We start from the raw sequence: 25,697 nt of genomic DNA on the forward strand, positions 1-25,697 counted from the left end.
CAAATCCACTGTGTAAAGCTAGAACTGTCAATCCCGGTACAAAAGAATTGTACATCGGATTAGGATTTCAGATTTATAATTTTGCGTTATGAGAGTAAAACTTAGTTAGGTAGCAGAGCAAACTGCAATTCAATGATAAAGGGAACTGGTTATGTAGACAACTCCATACAGGAAGTAAAAACAGATTAGGTAAAAAAGAAAATTAAAATTATAAATGAGGTTATCATGCTTAATATATTATATGAAGACAAGCATATTATTGTCTGCGTCAAGCCAATAGGAGTATTATCACAACCAGCTCCAGGGGAAGATATCGATATGGTTACTCTTTTAAAAGAGTATCGGAAAGAAAAAAAGGAATTAGATTACATTGGCCTTATTCATCGATTAGACCGCAATGTCGGTGGAGTAATGGTTTTTTCTAAGACAGAGCTAGCAACTAAGAAATTATCAGTTGCAATCATGGAACGAAATTTTACGAAAGAATATATGGCTGTAATCCATGGAAGACCGACGGAACAATCAGGAATTTTAAAGGACCTCATGTTTAAAGATTCTTCAAAAAATAAATCATTTGTTGTGAAACGAATGAGAAAAGGGGTAAAAGAGGCTTCTCTAGAATATCGTGTTATTGATACCGTCTCCGTAGAAGATGGAGAGTTTTCGTTAGTAAGAGTGAAACTTCATACAGGACGTACCCATCAAATACGTGTGCAATTCTCATCTCGTAAATTACCACTCGTTGGAGATGGAAAATATGGAGGAAAGGATAATCAATGTGATGCTGCATTATGGTCATATCGATTAGCGTTTGTCCATCCAATTATGAATACATTGGTGGATATAAAGAAATTACCACCAGAACAGTATCCTTTTTGCTTGTTTTCAGATGAACTTATCAAAGAGGAAGAAAACAAAGGAACAATAATAGAAGATTAAGAAAGATGATATGCGAATAAGCATACTTGATATGCAAATCATATCATAACAATGGAGGCAAAATGAAGATAAAATTTACAGAGGAACAAACTGCGTTATTAAAGAAAATGGGTATTGCATTTTCATTACAGGGAAATTTAGATAACGATCATTTAATGGAACTTGATATGGTAGTTACGGATTACATGATTGAATATGGAATAGAAGAGGATGAGACTGTAAATGAAGTTGGAAAGCTTTGTGAACAGATTTTAGAGAAGATCAATGAATAATTTACAAAGTAGTACAAAACCAAGGTTTAAGAAGATTTATATCGAAATTACAAATGTCTGTAACTTGCAGTGTGATTTTTGTCCCAAAACAAAACGTATGCCTAAATTTTTATCTATACAGGAATTTGAGCATGTTATTGATCAAGTCGCACCTTATACAAACTATATCTATCTTCACATAATGGGAGAACCATTACTGCACGAAAATCTGAAAGAGTTTATAGAGATAGCAGCAAAGAAAAAGATAAAAGTTAATCTTACTACTAATGGGACATTATTAAATGAAGAAAAAGATTTTTTACTTGAGTTAAGTGCTCTTAGGCAAATTAATATATCTCTTCATAGTTTTGAAGCGAATGACCAAAATCGGACATTACATGATTATGTTAAGTCTGTTATGAATTTTGTAAAAAAAGCTACAAAGCATTCAGAGCTTTTATGTAGTGTAAGATTATGGAATATGAATTTTGGAGATATAAAAGGAGCAAATTCCTTAAATAGAGAAATAGTTGAGTTGATAGAACACGAATTGGAGATTAAGGAATCCTTAGAGGAGAAACTTTGCCAAGATCATAGTTGTAAGGTTAGTCATAATGTTTATCTTAACATGGCCAGAAAGTTTGAATGGCCAGATATAAAGAAGGAGAAGTTTCAGGAAGAAGTATTCTGTTATGGATTACGTGACCAGATAGGAATCCTAGTGGATGGCACGGTTGTTCCTTGTTGTTTAGATAGTGAGGGAACAATTAATCTGGGGAATCTATATGAGGATAATTTGGATAAAATCCTTTCTTCAGAACGAGCGAACAATTTGTATGAGGGTTTCTCACGTCGAATAGCAGTGGAAGAGTTGTGTCAACGTTGTGGGTACGCTACTCGATTTTAATATAAATGCTGATAGAAATAAAACTTTATGTAAATGTATCAGACGTTTTATTAGGTAAGTATTCCAAGTTTTGCTTTCTATGTATAGTTAAAGTAAAGGTGTCTGGTAATTTATAAGGAGGGTGAAGTAAGTATGAAACAAAAGACAAGTTGTGAATGCTGTTCAAACTATCAATATAATGAAGATTATGAGTGTTATGAATGTGAAGTCAACTTAGACGAGGATGATATGGTACGCTTTTTAAGTGATAGTTTTTATAATTGTCCATATTTTCAATTAGAAGATGAATATAGAATAGTAAGAAAGCAAATGTAAAAAATCAATGTTAAAAAAATAAATGTAATAAAGTCAGGGGATTAACAGTAAAGATTTCGATATAAGAGTTTTCGCTTATATGAAGTCAATCGTTTATCCCCTGTTTCTCATTTCGTGACAAGAAAACTCTATAAGGAAATGGATTTAAAAACTGAAAATAGAATATTGATAAATAGATTATTTACAGATGCATTCAAAAGATGTAACGGATACCTAAGAATTATTAAGGAACAATTACTTATAAAAAATAAATTTTATAAAGTCCAAACTTTCTATATAAAAAAAGCATCTAAAAACTGTAAGGAAACATTTCTTACATGCGCATCTCGTAAGAGGTTATTTATCATGATAAAGGAACGCACCATGGAAAATAAATTTGAAACACTAAAAGAATACATAGTTGGAAACCAAGCAAAATTTTATCGGTTGGCTTATAGCTTTGTACTCAATCAGGAAGCAGCACTTGACGTTGTGCAGAATGCTATCTTAAAAGCTTTGGAAAACTACCAAAGTATTAGAGATATGAGTTATTTGTCAACTTGGTTTTATCGTGTTTTGGTAAACGAATGCTATGCTTATCTAAAGACCAGTAAAAGGATAGTATTATATACTCCAGAAGCTATGCCAGAGGAAAGTTATCTTGAGAAGGCGTATGAATGCTATCAAGATGAGGTGTTTCGTGAGGTTGTTAAGCTTCCCAAGAAGATACGTACTGTTATTATACTACGTTTTTATGAGGAACTTTCTCTAAATGAAATCTCAGAAATTACGAAAACAAATTTAAGCACTGTAAAAACTAGACTGTATACAGGATTAAAGAAATTAAAAGTTAGTTTAAAGGAGTGGAAGAATGAACCATTTTAAATTATCAAAACAGAATTATCAAAAGATGAAGGTCCCAGAAGAATTAGAAGAGCGAGTGAATCAGACTATAGCTAATTTTGAAGCAGGTAATTCAAAGAATCATAATGATAAAAGAAAGAAAAGTCACCGAGTTTCCTATTCCACAATCTCTGCAGTGGCAGCGGCAGCAGCTTTTGCTATCTTGGTGGTAGGTCTTAATACGAGTGAAGTTTTTGCTATGAAGCTCGGTGATTTACCAGTGGTTGGTGCTATTGCTAAAGTTCTAACGGTAAGAGATTATGAAAAAAGCAATGATGACATGACGATTACAGCTCAGATTCCTGAAATTGTTGTGGATTCAGAGCAAGATGAGGTAAAACTTGCGATCTCAGATATTAATGCAGAGATTGATGAATTGGTAGAAAAGCATATAAAACTAGCAGAAGAGAACATATTGGAATACAAAGAGGCTTATCTTGAAACAGGTGGTACAGTTGAAGAATTTGCTAAAAAGAATTTGAAAGCGGATGTTACGTATGAAATAAAAAGCCAAACAGATACGATGGTTTCGATTGTAATAACATCAGCAGAAAGCTGGTCAAATGCTTATAAAGAGCAATATTTTTATAATATTAATTTAGTTACCGGTAATCAGTATACCTTAAAAGATTTTCTCGGTGAAAATTATATTACAATTGCAAATGAATCGATTGTAAAGCAGATGAAAGAAAGAGAGCAAGGAGAAGATGAAATAAAGTATTTTGTAGGAGAAGATGGTTTTCAATCCATTGATGATTCTACTAGATTTTATGTAAATCAAGAAGGAAATCCGGTCATTGTATTTGCTCGTTATGAAATTGCTCCTGGTGCCTATGGAGTTCAAGAATTTGAAATAATCTCTGAATAAGAAAACTTGAATAACCTAATTTTACTCCTCATATGATATGGTAAAGAATGTTTTTAGGAAATTTCATAAGGTCGACTTCCTAAGATTACTTACATAGAATAGGGGGGGAATATGAAGATAACCAAAGGTACGATTATACGTACAATTATGCTATTTCTTGTATTGATTAATTTGATTCTAAAGCAAACAGGCAGACCAGTTCTTGAAATAGAAGAAGGAACGGTAGCTAGTTTTGTCGAAACGGTGATTGAGCTCGGTACGATTGTTGTTGCTTGGTGGGAGAACAATAGTTTTACTAAAAATGCAAGAAAAGCAGACGATTATTTAAAGAAATTAAATACGGAAAAGTAAAATAAAAAGATGGATGAAAAATAGTAATTCGATTGGATTACTAGAGCTTCATCCATCTTTTTCTTGCAGGAAATAGATGGAATAATTATAATGTAACTAAGAAATTGCAGAATGTTTAAGTAGCTGGAAGCTTTCTCGTTAAAAGGCTATGTTTCACCACTGATGTATTCGAGATAAAATTCCTATAGTTAGTTGCGAAATATCTGTAATTGGGTTTCGATATCATAAATAATAGATGGTAACCCTTACTCTTATGCGATATAATTCATGGCAGTGACTCGTAAATTAAAAGATGAGTAAAGTGTAATAAAAAGTTCACTAATAAATTATATTGGTGCTGCGGCAAAAACTGTGTAATCGGCAGCGCAGAAATGAGGATAAATTATGAACCAAAGTACTAAGGTAAGAATCGCATTAATCGGCGTTGTCAGTATGGGAAAAAAGTATGCCATGATGCTAGAGATGGGGAAAATTTCAAATCTTACATTGACAGCCGTCTGCTGTAGAAGTCAGGAAAATCAGAATTGGGTAATGGAAAATCTGAGTGGGAGTGTTTCCTTGTATCGAAGTAGTGAAGAATTATTTGCACATCCTGAGGAATATGATGCTGTATTAATTGTCACTCCTCACAAAAAGCATCCAGAACTAGCGATAAGAGCATTTGAATTAAAAAAACATGTATTTTGTGATAAACCTGCTGGAATTTCATTGCTCGATGCGCAAAAGATGGAACAAGCACACAAAGAGTCTGGCTGTAAGTATGCTATGATGTTTCATAATCGAACCTATCCGGTTCTAAAAAAAGTAAAGCAGTTATTAGAAGATGGGTTTGTTGGGGAATTAAAACGTATTCAACTTGTAAATACCATATATTATCGAACAGAATTTTATCACCATTCCAGTGATTGGAGAAGTAGTTGGCACGGAGAAGGCGGAGGAGCTCTAATAAATCAAGGGCAACATATCCTAGATTACTGGCAATGGTTTTTTGGGATGCCGAATACAATTTATGCCTCAATACCTTTTGGAAAATACAATTCTTTTGCTGTGGATGATGAAGCAACTTTACTAATGGAGTACCCAAATAAAGTTACGGCTACTTTTATTCTATCCACCGGTGAAATTCCAAGAGAAGAGATTTTAACGATAGTTGGAACAAAAGGACGAATACAAGTAACGGGAAATGAAATCGAGCTTACAAGTTACAGTAGGGACTCTATCCAATATGGGAAAGATGCAAAGACTAATTCAAGAGAAGAGATACAGCAAACCAAGGAGTTATTTATTTGCAATGAACCAAAAGAATCCTATGAACAGATGTTACTTAATTTTGGGGATGCAATCCTTCGTGGAAAACCTCTCATCGCTCCAGGGGAAGATGGAACGAAGGCGTTAGAGTTAACAAATGCAGCTTATTTTTCTGCATTTTTAGGAGAACGAGTAAGTCTTCCAATCGATAGTTATGAGTATGAGAAATTACTGGAAAATAAAATCGAAAATGAGAACATATAAATGGAGGATATTATGGCACAAATGAGACTTGGTAAGACAGAACTACTTGTGGACAGAAATGGATTTGGTGCTCTTCCGATACAAAGAGCGACGTTAGATAATTCAATCAAAATCCTGCAAAAGGCTTATGAAAACGGCATAAACTTTTTTGATACTGCAAGATTTTATACAGATAGTGAAGAAAAAATTGGACAAGCTCTCTCAAAAGTGAGAGAGGATATTTTTATTGCAACGAAGACAGCAGCAGTGAAGGAAGAGTCGTTTTGGCGAGATTTAGAGACATCGCTAAATAAGTTAAAGACGGATTATATTGATTTATACCAATTCCATAATCCTTCTTTTTGCCCGAAACCTGGGGATGGAACTGGTCTTTATGAAGCAATGTGCAAAGCAAGGGAACAAGGTAAGATAAGGCATATCGGAATTACGAATCACCGTTTAGCCGTAGCTCATGAAGCTATCGACTCGGGGTTATATGAAACCTTACAGTTTCCATTTTGTTATTTATCCACAGAGAAAGAACTTGATTTAGTGAGGAAGTGTAAGGAAGCAGACATGGGATTTATAGCGATGAAGGCGCTTTCTGGAGGATTGATTACGAATGCAAGAGCTGCCTATGCTTATCTTGCTCAGTTTGATAATGTATTACCAATCTGGGGAATTCAAAGAGAACATGAACTTGACGAGTTTCTTTCGTTTTCTAGTAATCCGCCAACCTTAGAGAAAGAGTTGCTTGATGTAATAAATCACGATAGAGATGAGCTTTTAGGTGAGTTTTGTCGTGGATGTGGTTACTGCATGCCATGTCCTGTTGGTATTGAGATTAACAATTGTGCAAGAATGTCTCTTTTGCTTAGAAGATCTCCTTCCGAACTTCAATTGACTCCTGAAGCACAGCAAAAAATGAAGAAGATAGAAGATTGCTTACATTGTAATCAATGTAAGACAAAGTGTCCATATGGATTGGATACCCCAAGTTTACTAAGGAAAAATTATGAGGATTATCAAGAAGTTTTAAAAGATCGCAGTAAGGTGTCAGTATAGAGGTGTCTATACTGACACCTTTTTGCGTGAGCTTTCTTTTTGCTACGTGCTTTCTTATGAAGCAATTAAGTTATTCTGTGTTATTATGCGAAATGTCAACGAAACATGAAAAACTTTGTAAAATGTGATGAAGAATAAACAAATTTTGGAAAATATATTGACGAAACTTACGAATTAAGATAATTTAATCCTATAGGATGTATAATATTTCATTTATCCAAAGGAGAGGAAGCATTGATGCATAGAAGAAAAATGGTTTCCTATACAGTTACGTTAATTTTATTTTTGTTATTTTTATTGAGCCTTTATATTGGAAATAGACCAATGAATAAGACGAAGGAGATAATGCTATTTCAAGCAATAACGGAAAAAGATTATACAAACTCTGATTTTAATGTTGTGATTCGTACATCAAAACATTGGGATGATAATGATTATACGGAGGTTGGAGCCCAATACGATGGTGTTTTTTACAATAATACAAAGATCGATGTTTCTGATTGGAGAATAGAAGTCGATGTGCCTAGTGAAAGCAGGATTGACAGTGCTTGGAATGGAATATATAAATTAGAGGATGGGAAACTTATTATTACTTCTGTAGACTATAACGAAAAGTTGTCTGGTGAGGAGTCGATGACGTTTGGTTTTGTCATGTATACGAAGAATAGCTTTGAGGTTCATAATATTACCTTGCATCTAAGTAGATTAATAAGGCTGTGTGATTATCCATTATACTGGGCGTTTATCATTGTACTATTTATACTCTTTATAACATCCATCGTGTATTGCTTTTTTGAGTTAAGGTTTCGAGGGCTAAAGGCGAAGCAGAGAGTATATAAAGCTGTTATTGAGCAGTCTCTTCGGACATTTGCTAACATTATTGATGCAAAGGATGAGTACACAAAAGGACATTCTGAGCGGGTTGCAATATACTCTAGGGAGATAACAAAACGTATGGGAGGTACAGAACAGGAACAAGAAAACATCTATTATATGGCACTCCTACATGATATCGGGAAAATTGGGATTCCAGATAACATCTTAAATAAGCCAGGCAGACTTACAAAGGAAGAACATAATATTATTAAAACGCATTCCTCTATAGGGGGAGAAATTTTAAAAGATTTTACAACAATACCTGGTATCAGTGATGGCGCATGCTATCACCATGAACGTTATGATGGAAATGGATATAATGAAGGATTAAAAGGAAAAGAAATACCAGAGTGTGCACGGATCATCGGCATTGCAGATGCCTATGATGCTATGGCAAGTGCACGTTGTTATCGTCCACCACTAAGTGAAGAGTACATATTACAAGAACTAAAAGATTGCGCAGGGAAACAGTTTGATCCTATGATTGTTACTTACATGATTACTATGATACATGAAAGATACGCACCTTTAGCACAATAGTAGGATTTCAACACGGAGGAATACTGTACCTATAATGGTTGAGACTTGGTTGCAATACTATGAAGTTTTGAATAATTTAGTGTAGATTGATAAATAAAATCCAATAAGAGGTTTGGTGACTTCTTATTGGACGTTTATTCATGACAAGGAAAAGTTCGCGAAGCGTGCTTTTCTTGTTTGTACTTTATTTTGTATTTTCCTTTTTTATAGAAACCTTTAGTTTCCTATCTTATTCTATCTTTTCTTATAACTTTCCTATTATTATAATAGAAGTTTCTCAAGCTCTGTTAATGCCATTGGTTTGTAATAAAGATAACCTTGAGCCTTATAACAGCCACATTCTATTAAAAATTGCTCTTGTTCTTTCGTCTCTACTCCTTCTGCAATCATATCCATACCCAATTCAGCTAGCATCGATATTATGTGACGAATCACAGTACGACCTTTTGAACTTTCTAGGTTGCTTAAAAAGAGCCGGTCAATTTTAACTTCGTCTATTGGTTCATCTTTTAGCATGTTCATTGAGCTGTAACCGGAACCAAAATCATCCATAGAAAAAGAAAATCCTTTTTCTTGTAGCATTCTCATACAATAAAACAAATAGGAAGAATTCTCTGCTAAAGCACTTTCTGTAATTTCTAAGGTAATTAGACTTGGAGGTATTTTATATTCTCTTGATAGACGACATAAAACTTCGACAAAATCTTTTTGATATTCATGAAGCCTTGATACGTTGAGTGAGATAGGGAGAGGAGTCACGCCTTGATCAATTAATTTTCGTAAGAACTGAAAAACTTCGGTCCAAACATAGATATCAACATCAACAATATAACCACTTTTTTCAAGCACTGGAATAAATAAATTTGGATACAGGTAGCCCTCCAGAGGATGTTTCCAACGTAATAATGCTTCTCCGCCAATAATGTCACCTGTTTTCATATTTACTTTAGGCTGTATATGTACTTCTAATTGTCTTTCCGTTAATGCAGTAGTAATCTCATTTTCTATCTTTTTTTCTAAAAGTAGAGAAGTACGAAGATCCTTATCATAAAAGGAGTAAAAGGAAAATACTTTACCTTTGATTGTTTGTAAAGCTAAATTAGTATAATCACTTAATAAACTAATATCCATACCATATTCCGAGATACAGATACCAAAAGCAGGAAGTAACTTACAGGATATCGGAAATGAAGTTATTTTTTCAGCTAGCGAAGACACAATATGAATCAGGTCATCTGTTTCTTGATAAGGGGTACATAAGGCGAAAATATCTGCACGTAAATGACCAACGACAGTATCTTCCGCTTCATAAACTCGGAAACAATCTGCAATATGCTTTAATAATGCATCACCTTGACTTCGTCCACAAAATTCATTTACTGTCTTAAAGCGATATAAATCCATACGAATTAAGGCATATTTTTTTTCTTTATGTACTCTTAAACATTCATTTCCTTTATAAAAAAAAGCATTATTCCCATATAGACCAGTTAGATTATAGCGTGAAGTAGTAGCATTTTGTTCTGCCATCTTCTTTAGTGAATATAGGTATAATTCTTCCTTTCCTTCCTCTGTCAGCATAGGTGAGGAAGAGGTTTCTAATCCTTTAGCAAAACTCATAATGATGCTAGCCCTTTCTTCCATGATTTTAATATAGTACTACCCATATTTTAGCACATATCACTTAATAATACAATATTCAACAAAAAGTGACACAAATATAAGGAAGAAACGTGACTTTTTTGAATCCTTATACTATAATAACAATAAATTGTAGGAAACTAAGAAGAAATGGTTTTTAGTAAAAAAATTAGAAAAAAGTTAATGAATAAGAAATCGGGGCGATGTTATGATCTGTTTTTATCTAGTTGGAATAACTTCCTTCCTGTCTCTTTGGGCAGTAAAGGGGATAAGTGTATATGATGTTCTGGCTAACTTCTTTTTCTATAGTTTTTTGGGTTGGATATATGAAAGTACCCTAGTGAGCGTACGTAAGAGGACACTTACAAATCGTGGTTTTCTCAATGGTCCCATCATACCAATTTATGGTTTTGCTGCAACCTTTATTTATATGGCATTTTATAATGAGTATGCCATATCACTAACAGGAGAGGTAAATGCACTACATATCAGTGAAGTCTTCTTTTTCGGGATGGTAATTGCTTCTATCTTAGAATATATTACTTCCTATCTGATGGAGAAGTTCTTTCATGCAAAATGGTGGGACTATAGTAATTATCCACTTAATATCAAAGGTAGAATAAGCCTTCCCTCCTCTTTATTTTGGGGATTACTATCTACTGTAATGGTTTATCTGATCCAACCAGCAGTAAATAATTTGCTTCTACAGATACCAAGACCTTTAGGAGATTATGTTTTAATTGCAGCCGTTGCAGCAGGGAGCTGCGACCTTATCCTAACAGTGGCTGTGACGTTAAAACTAAACAAGAAACTAGAAGTTCTAGAACGCTTAAGAGAAGAAGTGTTCGAGTATACGATGGGATTAAAGTGGTATGAAAGAAGAGAAGAACTGAAAGGACGCCTTACTCATAGTAAGGTTGGTGAGTTTGCAGAGGAGTTATTAGGTCTTGTGAATAAGAGCTATGAAAAGCACCTACAAAGAAAAGTCTCTGAAGATAGTATGGAGCGCAGAAAAATACGTATTGACATAGAACAAAGGATTAAAAAATTTATGGAACTCTATAATAAGTCTGGTAATACACATCTGCAAAAGAGTATTTATAAGCGTATGTTCAAGGCGTTTCCGAATATGAAAATGGTCGGAAAAGAAGGGGTGTTTGCGGATTTTAAAGATAAGATTAAGAAAACATCAAATAGAAAAAAGAAGTAATGATGTTCATCTGGATAATATTCCAAGTGATTTTTTCTTATCTATCTATTAAATATTCAGCTAAGTATGTCGATGGTAATTATATAATTCTAGGTCTTTTATACTAGAAGAGAAAAAATTATAGGGTAACTAAGAGGAGGCGTAATGAAATACATGTTAGAAAAGTTAAAAAACATAAGAATCAGAATAAGAGTGGCTTCTTTGGCTGCATTGGCAGTGCTATTTTTGATTATGATGTTATGCGTATCTTTTGTAAATGATAATATTATATTAAAGGTGGTTATCTTTGTCTTAGCTGCGATTACAGGTTTTGCTTATACAAAACTTATTTCCCTCTCTATTCTTGGGGAGATAAAGAGCTTAAAATCCATTATGGTAGAGGTTTCAGAAGGTAATCTATCTGTTAATGTGGATGACAGTGTTAAGACAAAGGATGAATTTGGTGATTTTGCGCAAGCAATGGAGAAAACTTTAGTTCATCTGAATACATATCAGTCTTATATTGATGAAATCGCAGATGTTCTAAATAAGATGGCAGAAGGAAAGATGGAATTAGAGCTTCACCAAGCATATGATGGACAGTTTATGGTAATTAAGAAGGCTTTAATCAGTATTTCAACTTCCCTAAACCGTACATTAAAAGAAATTAATATATCCTCCGATAAGGTTGCAAAAGAAGCAGAGAATATGCAGATGACTGCAATACAGGTTTCCAATGGAACAACGGAGGAAGCTGCTACGATTGAGGAATTGACAGCTTCTATTCAGGAAATAACTTCTCAAGTAAGTGTGAATGCAGAAGGTGCGGTAGATGCGAAAAGTAAAATTTCTAATATGACTGATACAGCTACAATAAATAATGAGAATATGACGCAACTTTTAGGAGCGATGGAGGATATACGAACTTCCTCGAATGAAATCGTAAACATCATACAAACAATAGAAGGAATTGCCAGTCAAACGAATTTGCTTTCCTTAAATGCATCTATTGAAGCGGCAAGAGCAGGTGAGATGGGCAAAGGATTCGCAGTTGTTGCTGGTGAAATCGGTAATCTGGCGAATCAAAGTGTGACTGCAGTGAAAGTTACTTCCCAGTTAATTGAAAATACAATCAAAGCTGTGGAACACGGTGTGAACCTTGCTGATGAATCAGCAAAATCCTCCAATGAGGTAGCTAACGTAGCAAAAGATATTACTAAGATTATGGATGATATTTCAGATAGTTCTCAATCTCAAAGTGATCTTTTACAGCAATTTGCTGAGGCGGTGGAACAAATTGCAATTGTTGTGGATGGAAATAAGGCTGCAGCAACATCGAGTGCTCAGATGTCAGAAGTTTTAACCAAAGAGGCAGTTCACTTAAAACAGATGATAGACCAATTCGAACTTTATGAAGAGTAATATGTAGAAGAATCCTATGGATCACGCTGAATCTGTGGGGATAGTATTGTATTTGATGAAAGAACATGGAAAGATACCTAAAAAGGGGAGAACGGCTCTTTTTGGGTATCTTTTTTATCAGTCCTTATGTTTATCATGTGATTCTATTCCTTCCGTTCTTAAGGAAATACTCAGTATATTTTAATTGATTCTAATCTTAGTTTAATTTGAGTATTGCAAACGTTTGTTTTATAATAGGTGTAATTGAGCTACTAGCTAAAATACGTGAATATGTATTTTTTGACTTGGAAAATAGGAGGCAGAGAAATGGGTAAACAATTAGTTCATAGTCCATTATTTCGTGATCCAATTTATGACGGTGCAGCAGATCCCGTGATCATATGGAATCACATAGAAAAACAGTGGTGGATGATATATACAAATCGTCGTGCGAATATAAAAACTCCTGGAGTGGAATGGGTACATGGAACTGATTTGGGAGTTGCTTCTTCGAGTGATGGTGGGCATACCTTCGTTTATCGGGGAGTATTAGAAGGGCTTTCGATTGAACCAGGAAGAAATACGTTTTGGGCACCTGAGATTATCTATGAAGATGAAATCTATCATATGTATGTGTCTTATATTACTGGTGTCCCATCTACTTGGGATTTTGAGCGACATATCTTACATTATACCAGTAAGAACTTGTGGGACTGGGAGTATATCGGAAGGTTACCTCTATCTTCTAATCGTTGTATTGATGCTTGTGTACATAAGCTTCCAGATGGTAAATACGGACTTTGGTATAAGGATGAAGTAAATGGTTCTCACACTTATATGGTAGAAAGTAGTGATTTGTTTGAGTTTCATAATCCAATCGCAGTCTTAGAGGAGTTCGCTCATGAAGGACCCAATGTATTTCGTTTTAAGGGATTTTATTGGATGATTATTGATACTTGGAAGGGGCAAGGAGTGTATCGAAGCAAAGATGCTATGAACTGGAGCAGATGCAATGATATTTTATCAGAAACCGGACATAAGGAGGATGATTATGGGTTTGGTTTCCATGCAGATGTGCATGTTCAAGAAGATGAGGCATATATCTTTTATTTTACGCATCCTGGAAGGATACCATGTGTGGAAGAGAATTTTTATGAACAACAAAGAACTTCTCTTCAGATACGAAGACTAACGGTAAAAAACGGGGAACTCTCTTGTGACCGTGAGGAAGAATTTGTGTACGAATTAATTTAATAGGGGGAATAAGTAATGAAAGAATTGCTGTTAAAGCGTAAGGGGAAATTTATACAATATCTAGCAGCATCCTTTATGTTTAATATTGATCGGTATGTTCAAATGGGCATTTTTGCCCTCATCATGTGGGCTGTCGAAAAAGGTAAGGATACCAATTACTCAGTAGTAGTAATTGTCACCATTCTAGCTTCGGTTTATAGTGCTGTAAGTTTTGTGATTTCACGTATGCTTCGAATAGGTTATATGAGGGATACCATTTTGGATGTCCGACAACAAGCATTTGATAAAATCATGAGAATGCCATTTAAACAATTTTCCAAGAAAGGAAAAGAAATTTATCTATCTAATTTAATCAATGATATTAATCAGTTTGAATCGGATTTCTTCATTAGTTTCTTAAACTTCTTGATTAACTCTGGCATGTTTATTATCAGTTTTATCATCTTATTATGTTTAGATCCAGTTCTAGCTGCGGGGATGTTCATCGCTTCGATGCTCTTATACTTGGTATCTAGCATCTTCTCAAAGAAGACAGTAGCATTAAAAGAGGAGGTATCGACTGCTTCTGAAGAATTTACTCAAGAGATTTCCAATACTTTTCATGGACTTGAAATTCTCAAACTAAATCGCATTGAGGATAAGTTTTTACAAAAGAGTATATCTTCGATTCGAAAGGTGGAACGAAAAAAATGTATCTCGAGTGTATTTACAGAAGGACAAAGAAATATTATTCAGATACTTTCCTACATTGTCACCTGTGGTGTTATGGTATACTTATGTATTAATTTTAAATACGGAATGTCACTAGCGCTCGCAACGTTTATCTTCCAGATTGCAAGTGCAATGAGCTTTAATTTAGTGGAAGCCTTCCCTCTGTGGAATGCTATGAAAGCATCCATTCGTATCTATCATAAGATTACAGATGATGAAGTAGAGGACAAACAGAAGAAGGAAGAGAACCAAGAAGGATTAGACCGGATTCATTCTTTCGATTTTAAGAACGAAATTGTGGTGTCTGATGTATCGTTTGCCTATGAAAATAAAACAATTTTATCTCATGCAAATTTTAAGATTAAAAAGGGAAAGAAGTACCTAATTAAAGGGGTTAGTGGTGCTGGTAAGTCAACACTCATGAATCTACTCTCTATGACCTATGATAATTATGAGGGTGAGATTAGAGTAGATGGAATTGAGTACAAGACTATAATGGAAAAAACATTCCATGATAAAGTGGCATTTATTTATCAGGATGTATTTCTTTTTGAAGATACCATTCGTAATAATATTACACTGTATAAAGATTTGCCTAAAGAGCGTGTAGATTTTGCAGCAAAAGCATGTGAATTGGATTCCGTAATAGCGGATCGAAAACTGGGTTTAGATGAGCCATTATCAGAAAACGGAAAGAATCTATCAGGCGGTCAGCGCCAGAGAATCTCGATTGCCAGAGCGATTGCAAAGCAAGCAGAAATTTTATTTGTGGATGAAGGCACCTCAAGTCTGAATGAAGATTTAGGAAAAGAAATTGAGAAAGTGTTCTTATCCTTACCTCAGACAGTAATTGCAATCAGCCACCGTTATTATGAAGGGGTTACAGATCAATACGATTATGTGCTTGAAATCAAAAATGGTCAGATCCATCAATATGAGGCGAAAGAATATTTTGGGGAGGCAGTGACATGTTAAAAAAAGTATTTAAAAGTACACCACAGATGGTAGTTGCCCTACTCTTTGCTGCCTTTAATAGCTTTTTAGAGGGTGCTGTTACTGTTAAGATGATGGGACTTATTGATTTTGCAATCGCAGGGGACTTAGAACTCTTAAAACAAAAGATACCAGGCCTTTTGATTCTTGCGCTAACGCTTTTACCAGTCGGCATCTTAACATCTATTACGAAAGCCTGGTATAAAAAAGATGCAAATTTAGCAATAAAAATGCATTATATCAGGGGAGTATTTAAGAAAAACATATCAGAATTTCAAAAAGAAAATACAGCAAATTATATCTCTAGACTTACCAACGACTGCAATACCATTGATAAAAACTTTATTGAAGGTATCTATACCGTATTCCAAGGTATCGCTAATTTTTTCGTTGGTATATGGATTATCTCTACGGTAAGTCCATGGATGATATTACTTTCCTTTGTAATTATGTTAGCTAATGTTATCATCGCTGCCGTTATGCAAAAACCGGTAGAGCGAAATTATAAAGAACGTTCTGATATGTTTGATGGTTACACTTCCTATATCAAAGAAGTATTATCCGCTTTTCATATTGTTAAGAGTAATAATTTGCAGGAGAAAGTCACGAAGGATTATTATGAAAAGAGCAATGAGATTCAAAAGAAAGGTTATCTCATTGAGAAGATGATGACTTTTATCAATGGCGCACAAAATCTCACTATGAATACATCGATGTACGGTATTTTATGTATCCTAGGCTATCTAACGATACAAGGGAAGATTACAGCCGGTGGATTATTAATTGTAACACAAGGAATTCAAAAACTTGCTTGGCCATTATTTATGTTAAGCGAAGCCTTACCTAAGGTATTTACCTCAAAATCTCTTAGTGAAAAAATTGGAGATAGTCTTAAAAATTCCGATACTTACGAAGAAAATATAGCAATGCCAGTATTTAAAGAGGGGATTGTTCTTAAAGATGTAGAGTTTCGGTATGAAGATGAATTGGATAACAAGAAAATTCTATCTGGTGTGAATTTAAACTTAAAGAAAAATGGCAAGTATTTAATTGTAGGCCCTAGTGGTGGAGGGAAATCTACCTTGCTTAAACTCCTTCGAAAGTATTTTGCTCCAACAAGTGGGAATATTTTAATTGATGGAATACCACTTCGTGATGTCAAGAAAGAAGATTACTTTGCAATGATAGCAAATGTAGAGCAGCAAGTATTTATCTTTCATGATACCTTAAGAAATAATATAACTCTTTATAAATCATACAGTGAAGAAGAAATAGGGGCAGCGATTGAAGCAGCCGGCCTTACAGGCTTTGTGCAGAATCTCCCAGATGGACTTGATACTATGATTTATGACAATGGACGGAATATTTCTGGTGGTGAGCGTAGCCGTATTGTGATAGCAAGAGCTATGTTAACAAAAGCAAGTATTCTATTTATGGATGAAGCATTTGCATCGCTTGATATGGAGCGGGCAAGAGAGATTGAACAGACGATTTTAAAACTAAAAGATATCACTGTAATCAATGTTAGTCATGTTGTATTCCGAGATACCAAAGAGCAGTATGATGGAGTATTTACAGTGAAGGGAACAGTAAAACCATTACTCAGTCAAGAATAATATTATCGGATACCTTATTAACTTAAATATATTGAATTAAGCTTATCACAAAACCTAATACACACCACATCTGTTCGCAGATGTGGTACTGCTATTAAAAATCTGAAAATATCTTTTTCATTTTTATAATAATGTTGTATAATGGTTACGCAGATGAAATATGGAAAAATAAAATATGCATAGCAAATACGAATATGCGGAAAAGAGGGGACTATGTCGTTACAAGTACAAAATTTGATGAAAAAGTATGGAGACAAGGTAGTTGTTGAAGATTTAAGTTTTGAGATTACAAAACCAGGAGTGTATGCTTTACTTGGTACGAACGGTGCTGGTAAAACAACCTCACTACGTATTATTCTAGGTATGTTAGCCCACGATGGTGGCAAAGTACTTTGGAATGGAGCACCACTGGATCCTGTAAAGGCAAATGTAGGATACCTTGCAGAAGAACGTGGCTTATATCCGAAATACTCTTTACTTGACCAGTTATTGTACTTTGCGAAATTAAAGAATGTTCCTAAGAAAACAGCAATGGAACGAATTAAATATTGGTCGGATCGTTTACAAGTAAATGAATATGTATTTCCACCAAAGACAAAAGGAAAGAAGTCGAAAGCAAACAGAGCAGATCAATTATCAAAGGGTAACCAACAGAAAGTTCAGTTAATGGCTGCTTTAATTTCAGATCCTAAATTAATCATCTTAGATGAGCCGTTAAGTGGTTTGGATCCGGTAAATACGGACCTATTCAAATCAATTATTCGTGAACAGATTGCACAGGATAAATATCTTATCATGTCAAGTCACCAGATGCCTACGATTGAAGAATTCTGTAGTGACATCACAATCTTAAATCGTGGTAAGGCAGTGTTACAGGGAAATCTGAATGAAATTAAAAAAAGTTATGGTAGAGTAAATCTTTTTGTTAAGAGCGATGTAGATATTGCTTCTTATATTGAAGAGTTTGGATTAAGAATCGTGAATAAAACACCAAGTGAATATCACTTAAAAGTTCAGAATGAGCAACAGGCAATGGATTTTCTAGCAAAACTCATTGGAGAAAAGATTCCAGTAGTTAAATTTGAGCTGCGCGAGCCATCGTTGCATGAAATATTCGTAGAAAAGGTGGGAGATGTTCATGAAGAAAAGTAGTATCACTGGATGGAAGGACGTCTTTTCTTTTACCTTGATTCAAACCTTAAAGAGTAAGGCGTTTATTGTTAGTTTTATTATATTTGTTGTATTGTCTATCGTTTCCATGCCGGTACTTTCCATGATTATGAATAAGGATTCAAAGTCAGAGGATGGCACTAATCCGATACAAAAAGTCTATATTAATGATCAGGTTGCTTGGTCTAATGGTGGTTTTATACCAGTACTTAGTCAGGAGAACTTAAGTCATATTAAGTTTGAATCGCTCACGGAAGATTATGATACGGTTGTGAATCGTATCGAACAGGAAGAGAATACCTCAGTTATTGTTAACATAACTGAAACAGAATCAACCTTTCAATTGGAATTTATAAAAGCGAGTAATGAAAGTGTAAAAGAGTCTCATGTGCAGACATTAAGTGAAGCATTGCTAGAGGCATTTGATGGATATCGAATTACTCAGTTAGGAATCACACATGATCAGTTATCCCTGATTCAAGCAAGCGTTACAACTTCTGTTACTGTAGCGGACATGAATGGAAATGCAGTGATCAGTGAGGATACCTCGATCACAGATTCTCAATACTGGTTTATCTATGGGATATTATTTATGGTCTTAATGGTCAATGTAATGGCAAGTTCCCAGATAGCGTCTTCTGTCGTTTCTGATAAATCTTCTAAAGTGTTAGAGTATTTATTAACTTCTGTGAGACCATTGGCTATTATGATTGGTAAAATCCTTGCAATGCTTGCTGCTGTGTTAATGCAATTTGCTGGAATTTTTGTTTGTATATTGATTTCAAATTCGGTTACTTCGAAGGTTTTCTCGCCAAATGGTGAAAATATGCTTACTGAATCTCTACCTTCCGGTATCTTTGATAATATTAACATAGTTAATATTATATTATGTATTGCAGTGGTATTGCTAGGTATGATCTTCTATGCTACTCTTGCAGGGCTTGCCGGTGCTACCGTAAGCCGTATCGAGGAAGCGAGTGAGAGTTTAACAGTGTTTACCTTTGTCAACCTAGCTGGTGCTTATATCGGTATGGGGGCAGCAGGTGTGCTGATGGCTAGCGGTACCAATGGCTTTGTAACATTTGCCTTATTATTCCCGTTATCTTCCCCATTTTTATTGCCTGGAGCGATGTTTGTTGGAAAGGTATCGGTAGGATTATCGATTCTATCTATCGTACTCCTAGTGATTTTTGTTATCTTACTATTTAAATTCGTAGCTAGAGTATATGAAACTTTAATCCTTCATAATGGAACTAGAATCGGACTGAAGGAACTAGTAAAGATTTCTAAGAATGTTTAGGAAGGCTGAAATGGGAGGTAAATGTGATGAATGAAATGCGGCAAAATAAGAATTCCAACCTAGGCTCAAGCTTTCGAGGATGGAAATCTGTCTATAGTTTTACGTTTCGACAGGCTACCAAAGGTGCTGGATTTAAAGTAGTAACAGCACTCATTGCGATATTGATTATTGCTGGCTTTATCTTAATGAATGTACTAGTAGCAAAGCCTGATAAAGAGGAAGAAATTAATCCTTCCAAGATTACAAGTGTCTATGTACAAGATCAGAGCGGTATCGCTCCGGCGGATTATGAAAGCTTGATGAAGCAGTTTTCACCAGTCATCTTTGGAAATACGAAATTTAACTTAATGGAGACAGTAGAACTCACAGAAGCTATAAAAAGTGCAATGAATGATTCTAATACTTCCATTGTAGTTAGTATTACAAAGAATGAAGAGGGTTATCAAATAGAAGCATTCATACCAGAGGGATCTATCATAGAGGAATCCGCTACTACTGAACTTCTTGAAACGATGAAGCAGTGTTTTGAAACAAATAAGTTAGTTCAAGCAGGTCTTTCAGTAAACCAATTAACAACAGCGTTAAAGCCAATGAATACGATGATAACTGAAGTGGGTGAGGATAATAATCCGGCTACGTTTATTATTAAAATGATAGCACCTATGATATTTGGGTTAGTGCTATACTTTATGTTATTATTACATGGTCAGACAATCAGCAAGGAAGTTTCAACAGAAAAAACTTCAAAGTTAATGGAAACTTTGTTAACCTCTGTTCATCCGTATGCGATGATTACAGGTAAGGTACTAGCAATCTCATCCATTGCCATCTTACAGTTTCTAACATGGGTTATTTCTATATTTGTTGGATTGTATGGAGGTACTGCGGTTGCTCATGCAATTTATCCAGAGTATGAGAATACAGCTATCACAATTATTAATTTCTTAAAAGACAATATTGGAGAATCAGCATTCTCTTTACCAGCAGTAATATTAGCAGTCTTAGTGTTCTGTGTAGGCTTCTTGTTCTATTGTGTATTAGCAGGACTAGCTGGCTGTATGGTAACTAGACCGGAGGACGCAGCAAGTACACAGGGTGTTTTTGTCTTCCCTATTGTAATCAGCTGGATGGTATGCTATTTTGCTTCCGCTGCTGGAAATGAAGGTGTATTAAGAATTGCAAGATTTGTTCCATTCACAACACCATTTAGTGTTCCGGTTGACTTGATTACTGGTACGATTGGGATTGGACAGGGTATAGTTGCATTCTTACTTTTATTAATATTCTCCCTGTTAGTTATTATGTTAGCTGCGAGAATCTATCGTGGCTTAGTGTTATACAATGGACAGAAGTTAAGTTTAAAAACTATGTTTCAGGTTTTAAAAGCGAAGCAATAGGAAATAAATAGATTAGATAATAGATATAACTGTTGTAAGATAGCTCCTATGATACTTGGAGAATTTTATCTTACAACAGTTTTTTTATGTATTATTTAAGTTATCTTTTTATACATTTCTGTTGAACTGAAATAAAGATAAGGAGGGGAGGCTATGGTATCAGAGGATAAAGAATGTTTTCACCGTTAACGTTAACGAAAAAACACAATTAGTTTCATATTTACTAGTGACAAATGTAGTCAGATGGTTTATAATGCAGATATAAGTGCTTTATAAGGTGAAGCTGATAGGTGACAGGAACGCTATATATTAAATTACATCGTATTACAACAGGAATGAAATACATATTATGATACAATTAAAATTAACGTAATATAACGTAAAATAACGGAGTGGGGGGATAGGATGAAGAAAAGAGTGACTATCGCTGAAATAGCAAAGAGGTGCAATACTTCCATTGGTACAGTGGATCGTGCTTTAAATAACCGAAGTGGGATTCATTCAGAGACGAAGGATTTCATTTTACAGACAGCGAAAGAGATGGGATATCAAACCAATCCTATTGCAGGAGCTTTAAGTCGAAAGAAGTCAATACGCTTAGGGATTGTATACTGTGAAAATCATGCGGATTTTTATGACTATGTAAACAGAGGAATTGAACAGGCAGCGAAAGAATTACTGATTTACGGAGTAGAAGTAACTAAGTGGAAGACAAAGAACCTTTCATGGGAAGAACAGCTAGAGTTATTAGAATCGATAGATTTAAATTCCTACGATGGTTTTGCAATTAATTCTGCTGGTATGCAAACTGATGCAATTCTAAATCACATCGTGGACTTGGGAATTCCTGTCCTGACCTTTAACACAGATGCTCCGGCAACAAAGCGTTTTTGTTATATAGGAGCGAACGCCAGACAGGCGGGGAATTTAGCTGGTGAACTGATTGGGAAGCTAATGGGGCAAGAAGGAAAAGTTGCAGCGCTTGGAAGTTTTTTAGCAACCAACTCCTTCATTGAACGATTTATTGGGTTTTATGAAGTAATCCAACGGGAATATCCGAAGATAACACTATGTCCATTTTCTGAATGTTTTAATGATACAAAAAGTGCTTATCATGAAACATTACGAGTTTTAGAGAAAGAATCAGATATAAAAGCGTTGTATATTACAGGATCAGCTGGTACGGTTGGTGCCATAGAGGCAATAAAAGAGCTTGGAAGGAAAGATATGATATTAGTTGGGTATGATATTACTGAGCCTACCATACAGGCATTAAAGGAAGGCTGGTGTACCGCTGTTTTATATCAGGATCCTTATTTTCAAGGATATCATGCAGTGAAAGTTTTAGCGAAACACATGTTAGAAGGATTTGTTCCTAGATCACCGTTATTGACAGTTGATACTAAAATTATGATGAAGTACAACCTAGAAGAATGTGAGAATACAGCATTATTTTTATCATAATGCAAAACTTGGGGAAGGAATATTTTATCTGAGCCTGTAACTAAAAATGAGACACAAGTAAACAATAATAAAAATAATCTATAGAAATTTAAGGAGGAATATGATATGAAGATGACATTTCGTTGGTATGGAGAAGGCAATGACAGTATTACTTTAAAACAAATCAAACAGATCCCTGGTTGTAGCGGATTGATGGGTGTACTTGATCAGTATGCTGCAGGGGAAGTTTGGGAGGAGCCTGTGATTGCAAAGTATGTAGAAGATGTTCATAAAGCAGGGCTTTTGGTTGAAGTAATTGAAAGTGTAAATGTACACGAAGATATTAAGTTGGGACTTCCTAGTAGAGATCAGTATATTGAAAATTATAAGCAAACCATCAGAAACTTAGCAAAACATGGAATTAAGGTAATTGTTTATAATTTTATGCCGGTACTCGATTGGTTAAGAACAGACTTGGCACGTATTATAGCAGAAGATGGATCAAATTCCCTATATTATGATGAAGAAGAATTATTAGGTTTAACTCCGCTTCAAATAGTTGAAAACACCAGTAAGAATTCAAACGGTTTTCGTCTTCCTGGCTGGGAACCAGAACGCCTGAAAGAATTAGAACGAGTTCTTGCTATGTATCAAGATATCAATCCAGATAAGCTAAGAGAAAATTATCGTTATTTCTTAGAAAGAGTAATACCGGTATGCGAAGAGTGCGATGTTAAGATGGCAGTTCATCCAGATGACCCAGCCTGGCCAATTTTTGGATTACCAAGAATTGCTCATTCCAAGGAATTATTTGAGAAAATTCTCGAGTTATATGACAGTCCAAATCATACAATCTGCCTTTGTACTGGTTCTCTAGGTTCTAATCCAGAGAATGATATACCAGAAATTATACGTTATTTTGGAAGTAAAAATCGTGTGGGATGTTTCCATGTACGTAACGTTAAGTATTTGGGATATCGTAAGTTTAGAGAAAGCTCTCATTTATCCAGTGATGGTTCGCTAGATATGTATGAGATTATGAAGGCAATCTATGAAACAGCTCCAGATACTTATATCCGCCCAGACCACGGACGAATGATTTGGGATGAAGTTGGAAGACCAGGATATGGTTTATATGATAGAGCTTTAGGAATAGCATATTTAAATGGTTTATGGGAAGCACTAGAGAAATCCAATAAATAATGGAATATGTTCTAGGCTAGTTGGCAATGTGACCTAGATAACTTAGTTAACTAGATAGCATAGGAAAGATTGGTAAAGTTAATCTACTTGATAACATGTTGATTTATATTTCTAAATAAGGATATTCCTATAATAAGTTCGTATCAAGTTGAAAATGATACGAAGAAGCGAGGCTGATATGAAGTTGAATAGAAAAGAAATCTTAGATCAGATAGAGAGCTTTCAAAAGGCTCAGATTAAGCTTCCTATCTTTGATTATGAAAAGGTGAAGGAAGAAACTATAAAAAATCCGACTTGGCTACATTTTGGAGCTGGTAATATTTTTCGTGCGTTTCCTGCTGCATTGCAGCAAAAACTTCTGGAAGATGGTATAGAAAATAAGGGTATCATTGTTGCAGAAGGTTATGATTATGAGATTATAGATAAGCTTTTTATCCCACATGATAATTTAAGTCTTTTAGTAACCTTAAAAGCAAACGGCTCCATTGAAAAGACTGTGATTGGCAGTGTGGTAGAAGCGTTACGAGTGGATGCTGCATTTGAAGAAGATAAGCAGAGACTAAAAGAAATCTTTTGCTCCCCATCTCTTCAGATGGTAAGTTTTACGATAACGGAAAAGGGATATCAGATTAGAAGGAACGATGGGGAAGTGATACCGGATATTGCAAAAGATTTCGAAGCAGGACCGGAGAATGCACAGAGTTATCTTGGAAAATTAACAGCTCTTTGTTATGAGAGATATCTTGCAGGTAAATTACCGTTTTCTCTTGTTAGTATGGACAACTGTTCCCATAATGGAGATAAGCTTTATACTGCAGTAGATACCTTTGCTAAGGAATGGGAAAAAAGAGATTTAGTAGAGGAAGGTTTTGTAGCTTATATCGAAAATAAAGCGTTGGTTGCATTTCCTTGGAGTATGATTGATAAAATCACACCTCGTCCAGATGAGAGTGTGAAGAAGATGCTAACAGAAGTTGGATTTCAAGATGTCAATGATGCAGTAACCAGTAAAAATACTTATGTTGCTCCATTTGTAAATGCAGAGGAAGCAGAGTATCTAGTGATTGAAGATGCCTTTCCAAATGGAAGACCTGATTTAGCAAAAGCAGGTGTTATCTTTACGGATAGAGAGACAGTAGATAAAGTGGAGAAGATGAAGGTTTGTACTTGCCTTAACCCTCTTCACACCGCTCTTGCAGTATTCGGTTGCCTCCTTGGATTTACAAAAATAAGTGAGGAAATGAAAGATGGCGATTTGGTAAAACTTGTGGAACGTCTTGGCTATGTGGAAGGGCTACCTGTTGTTGTTCATCCAGGTATCATGGAACCAAAAGATTTCTTAGACACTGTAATTAAGGTAAGAATTCCAAATCCATTTATGCCAGATACTCCTCAGCGTATCGCAACAGACACCAGCCAAAAGCTATCCATACGATTCGGGGAGACGATTAAAGCTTATCAAAAAGAAGGTTTAGTGGTTCAAAGTTTAAAGGTAATTCCGTTAGTGCAGGCTGCATGGTGCAGATACTTACTTGGTGTAAACGATGAGGGAGAAGAGTTTACCGTAAGCCCAGATCCGTATTATGAAGAACTAAGTAAGATACTAGAAGGTGTTGAACTTGGAAAAGCGTTACCACTAACCTTCCAAATCTCAGACATCTTAAGTCGCAAAGACATCTTCGGAGTTGATTTGCATGAGGTTGGATTAGCAGAGACCGTAGAAGAGTACTTTGTTAAGATGATACAAGGTAAGGGTGCTGTTAGAAAAACTCTGAGGGAAGTATTAAATGCATAGTTAAATTTATGATAGATAAAAAAAGAGTGTCCCAGAAAAGATTATAATTTCTTTTGTGGGACACTCTTTTTATACAGTCACAAGGAGAAGATGTCTTTT

General features: G+C 35.1%; 22 protein-coding genes. 21 read left to right on the forward strand and 1 reads right to left on the reverse strand.

Annotated elements, in window-relative coordinates; genetic code table 11:
* Positions 1-225 precede the first annotated feature (225 nt).
* From CC92_RS0116605 to CC92_RS21855, 10 genes are all read left to right on the forward strand, one after another.
* Complete coding sequence (locus CC92_RS0116605) at positions 226-939, forward strand: RluA family pseudouridine synthase (protein WP_029501519.1); 714 nt, start codon at positions 226-228, stop codon at positions 937-939.
* Between the two features lie 62 nt (positions 940-1,001).
* On the forward strand, positions 1,002-1,211 hold the full coding sequence (locus tag CC92_RS0116610) for a hypothetical protein (protein ID WP_029501518.1): 210 nt from the start codon (positions 1,002-1,004) through the stop codon (positions 1,209-1,211).
* A complete protein-coding gene (locus CC92_RS0116615; protein ID WP_029501517.1) occupies positions 1,204-2,097 on the forward strand; it encodes a radical SAM/SPASM domain-containing protein in 894 nt (297 codons plus the stop codon). The genes CC92_RS0116610 and CC92_RS0116615 overlap by 8 nt, the downstream gene beginning before the upstream one ends.
* Positions 2,098-2,229: 132 nt before the next feature.
* Entirely contained in the window at positions 2,230-2,412 is a 183-nt protein-coding gene (locus CC92_RS0116620; protein WP_029501516.1) for a DUF6472 family protein, read from the forward strand.
* Positions 2,413-2,757: 345 nt separating this feature from the next.
* Positions 2,758-3,276, forward strand: coding sequence for an RNA polymerase sigma factor (locus tag CC92_RS0116625; RefSeq protein WP_242841313.1), 519 nt, complete (start codon positions 2,758-2,760; stop codon positions 3,274-3,276).
* Complete coding sequence (locus CC92_RS0116630; RefSeq protein ID WP_029501514.1) at positions 3,263-4,162, forward strand: RsiV family protein; 900 nt, start codon at positions 3,263-3,265, stop codon at positions 4,160-4,162. The genes CC92_RS0116625 and CC92_RS0116630 overlap by 14 nt, the downstream gene beginning before the upstream one ends.
* A gap of 111 nt (positions 4,163-4,273) precedes the next feature.
* On the forward strand, positions 4,274-4,513 hold the full coding sequence (locus CC92_RS0116635; protein ID WP_029501513.1) for a phage holin: 240 nt from the start codon (positions 4,274-4,276) through the stop codon (positions 4,511-4,513).
* A gap of 384 nt (positions 4,514-4,897) precedes the next feature.
* Complete coding sequence (locus tag CC92_RS0116640; protein ID WP_031420489.1) at positions 4,898-6,025, forward strand: Gfo/Idh/MocA family protein; 1,128 nt, start codon at positions 4,898-4,900, stop codon at positions 6,023-6,025.
* 12 nt (positions 6,026-6,037) lie between these two features.
* Positions 6,038-7,069 (forward strand): aldo/keto reductase, encoded by a 1,032-nt coding sequence (locus CC92_RS0116645; protein ID WP_029501511.1) that lies wholly within the window; start codon positions 6,038-6,040, stop codon positions 7,067-7,069.
* Between the two features lie 237 nt (positions 7,070-7,306).
* Positions 7,307-8,485 (forward strand): HD domain-containing phosphohydrolase, encoded by a 1,179-nt coding sequence (locus CC92_RS21855; protein WP_051650583.1) that lies wholly within the window; start codon positions 7,307-7,309, stop codon positions 8,483-8,485.
* A 261-nt stretch (positions 8,486-8,746) separates the two neighbouring features.
* On the opposite strand, the gene CC92_RS0116655 is transcribed toward CC92_RS21855, so the two are convergent.
* Positions 8,747-10,105: a putative bifunctional diguanylate cyclase/phosphodiesterase gene (locus CC92_RS0116655; RefSeq protein ID WP_029501509.1), complete on the reverse strand. Its 1,359-nt coding sequence runs from the start codon at positions 10,103-10,105 to the stop codon at positions 8,747-8,749.
* A gap of 229 nt (positions 10,106-10,334) precedes the next feature.
* Here CC92_RS0116655 and CC92_RS0116660 point away from each other — a divergent pair, with 229 nt between their 5' ends.
* The 11 genes from CC92_RS0116660 (at position 10,335) to CC92_RS0116710 (ending at position 25,598) form a co-directional block, all read left to right on the forward strand.
* Entirely contained in the window at positions 10,335-11,336 is a 1,002-nt protein-coding gene (locus CC92_RS0116660; RefSeq protein WP_029501508.1) for a putative ABC transporter permease, read from the forward strand.
* A 144-nt stretch (positions 11,337-11,480) separates the two neighbouring features.
* Positions 11,481-12,737, forward strand: coding sequence for a methyl-accepting chemotaxis protein (locus CC92_RS0116665; RefSeq protein ID WP_051650582.1), 1,257 nt, complete (start codon positions 11,481-11,483; stop codon positions 12,735-12,737).
* A gap of 306 nt (positions 12,738-13,043) precedes the next feature.
* A complete protein-coding gene (locus CC92_RS0116670; RefSeq protein WP_029501506.1) occupies positions 13,044-13,970 on the forward strand; it encodes a family 43 glycosylhydrolase in 927 nt (308 codons plus the stop codon).
* 15 nt (positions 13,971-13,985) lie between these two features.
* Complete coding sequence (locus CC92_RS0116675; protein WP_029501505.1) at positions 13,986-15,656, forward strand: ABC transporter ATP-binding protein; 1,671 nt, start codon at positions 13,986-13,988, stop codon at positions 15,654-15,656.
* Complete coding sequence (locus CC92_RS0116680; RefSeq protein ID WP_029501504.1) at positions 15,650-17,290, forward strand: ABC transporter ATP-binding protein; 1,641 nt, start codon at positions 15,650-15,652, stop codon at positions 17,288-17,290. Before CC92_RS0116675 ends, CC92_RS0116680 begins: the two co-directional genes overlap by 7 nt.
* 213 nt (positions 17,291-17,503) lie before the next feature.
* Positions 17,504-18,442: an ABC transporter ATP-binding protein gene (locus CC92_RS0116685; RefSeq protein WP_029501503.1), complete on the forward strand. Its 939-nt coding sequence runs from the start codon at positions 17,504-17,506 to the stop codon at positions 18,440-18,442.
* Positions 18,429-19,760 carry an ABC transporter permease gene (locus CC92_RS0116690; protein ID WP_242841311.1) on the forward strand — a complete coding sequence of 444 codons (1,332 nt, stop codon included), beginning with the start codon at positions 18,429-18,431 and terminating at the stop codon, positions 19,758-19,760. The genes CC92_RS0116685 and CC92_RS0116690 overlap by 14 nt, the downstream gene beginning before the upstream one ends.
* A 26-nt stretch (positions 19,761-19,786) precedes the next feature.
* Positions 19,787-21,157: an ABC transporter permease gene (locus tag CC92_RS0116695; protein WP_242841310.1), complete on the forward strand. Its 1,371-nt coding sequence runs from the start codon at positions 19,787-19,789 to the stop codon at positions 21,155-21,157.
* Between the two features lie 405 nt (positions 21,158-21,562).
* Positions 21,563-22,621, forward strand: a complete 1,059-nt coding sequence (locus tag CC92_RS0116700; protein ID WP_029501500.1) for a LacI family DNA-binding transcriptional regulator — start codon at positions 21,563-21,565, stop codon at positions 22,619-22,621.
* Between the two features lie 105 nt (positions 22,622-22,726).
* On the forward strand, positions 22,727-23,803 hold the full coding sequence (gene uxuA, locus CC92_RS0116705) for a mannonate dehydratase (RefSeq protein ID WP_029501499.1): 1,077 nt from the start codon (positions 22,727-22,729) through the stop codon (positions 23,801-23,803).
* Between the two features lie 178 nt (positions 23,804-23,981).
* Entirely contained in the window at positions 23,982-25,598 is a 1,617-nt protein-coding gene (locus tag CC92_RS0116710) for a mannitol dehydrogenase family protein (RefSeq protein ID WP_029501498.1), read from the forward strand.
* Positions 25,599-25,697 lie beyond the last annotated feature (99 nt).

This window comes from Lachnoclostridium phytofermentans (assembly GCF_000733755.1).
Lineage (GTDB): Bacteria > Bacillota > Clostridia > Lachnospirales > Lachnospiraceae > Lachnoclostridium > Lachnoclostridium phytofermentans_A.

Excerpts from the sequence above, each read along its gene's own strand:
- CC92_RS0116660 (WP_029501508.1), top strand. The coding sequence starts at position 10,335 with ATGATCTGTTTTTATCTAGTTGGAATAACTTCCTTCCTGTCTCTTTGG.
- CC92_RS0116620 (WP_029501516.1), top strand. The coding sequence starts at position 2,230 with ATGAAACAAAAGACAAGTTGTGAATGCTGTTCAAACTATCAATATAAT.
- CC92_RS0116695 (WP_242841310.1), top strand. The coding sequence starts at position 19,787 with ATGAATGAAATGCGGCAAAATAAGAATTCCAACCTAGGCTCAAGCTTT.
- CC92_RS0116645 (WP_029501511.1), top strand. The coding sequence starts at position 6,038 with ATGGCACAAATGAGACTTGGTAAGACAGAACTACTTGTGGACAGAAAT.
- CC92_RS0116710 (WP_029501498.1), top strand. The coding sequence starts at position 23,982 with ATGAAGTTGAATAGAAAAGAAATCTTAGATCAGATAGAGAGCTTTCAA.
- CC92_RS0116655 (WP_029501509.1), bottom strand. The coding sequence starts at position 10,105 with ATGAGTTTTGCTAAAGGATTAGAAACCTCTTCCTCACCTATGCTGACA.
- CC92_RS0116640 (WP_031420489.1), top strand. The coding sequence starts at position 4,898 with ATGAACCAAAGTACTAAGGTAAGAATCGCATTAATCGGCGTTGTCAGT.
- CC92_RS0116675 (WP_029501505.1), top strand. The coding sequence starts at position 13,986 with ATGAAAGAATTGCTGTTAAAGCGTAAGGGGAAATTTATACAATATCTA.
- CC92_RS0116635 (WP_029501513.1), top strand. The coding sequence starts at position 4,274 with ATGAAGATAACCAAAGGTACGATTATACGTACAATTATGCTATTTCTT.
- CC92_RS0116685 (WP_029501503.1), top strand. The coding sequence starts at position 17,504 with ATGTCGTTACAAGTACAAAATTTGATGAAAAAGTATGGAGACAAGGTA.
- CC92_RS0116670 (WP_029501506.1), top strand. The coding sequence starts at position 13,044 with ATGGGTAAACAATTAGTTCATAGTCCATTATTTCGTGATCCAATTTAT.
- CC92_RS0116605 (WP_029501519.1), top strand. The coding sequence starts at position 226 with ATGCTTAATATATTATATGAAGACAAGCATATTATTGTCTGCGTCAAG.
- CC92_RS0116690 (WP_242841311.1), top strand. The coding sequence starts at position 18,429 with ATGAAGAAAAGTAGTATCACTGGATGGAAGGACGTCTTTTCTTTTACC.
- uxuA (WP_029501499.1), top strand. The coding sequence starts at position 22,727 with ATGAAGATGACATTTCGTTGGTATGGAGAAGGCAATGACAGTATTACT.
- CC92_RS0116630 (WP_029501514.1), top strand. The coding sequence starts at position 3,263 with ATGAACCATTTTAAATTATCAAAACAGAATTATCAAAAGATGAAGGTC.
- CC92_RS0116615 (WP_029501517.1), top strand. The coding sequence starts at position 1,204 with ATGAATAATTTACAAAGTAGTACAAAACCAAGGTTTAAGAAGATTTAT.
- CC92_RS0116700 (WP_029501500.1), top strand. The coding sequence starts at position 21,563 with ATGAAGAAAAGAGTGACTATCGCTGAAATAGCAAAGAGGTGCAATACT.
- CC92_RS21855 (WP_051650583.1), top strand. The coding sequence starts at position 7,307 with ATGCATAGAAGAAAAATGGTTTCCTATACAGTTACGTTAATTTTATTT.
- CC92_RS0116680 (WP_029501504.1), top strand. The coding sequence starts at position 15,650 with ATGTTAAAAAAAGTATTTAAAAGTACACCACAGATGGTAGTTGCCCTA.
- CC92_RS0116665 (WP_051650582.1), top strand. The coding sequence starts at position 11,481 with ATGAAATACATGTTAGAAAAGTTAAAAAACATAAGAATCAGAATAAGA.
- CC92_RS0116610 (WP_029501518.1), top strand. The coding sequence starts at position 1,002 with ATGAAGATAAAATTTACAGAGGAACAAACTGCGTTATTAAAGAAAATG.
- CC92_RS0116625 (WP_242841313.1), top strand. The coding sequence starts at position 2,758 with ATGATAAAGGAACGCACCATGGAAAATAAATTTGAAACACTAAAAGAA.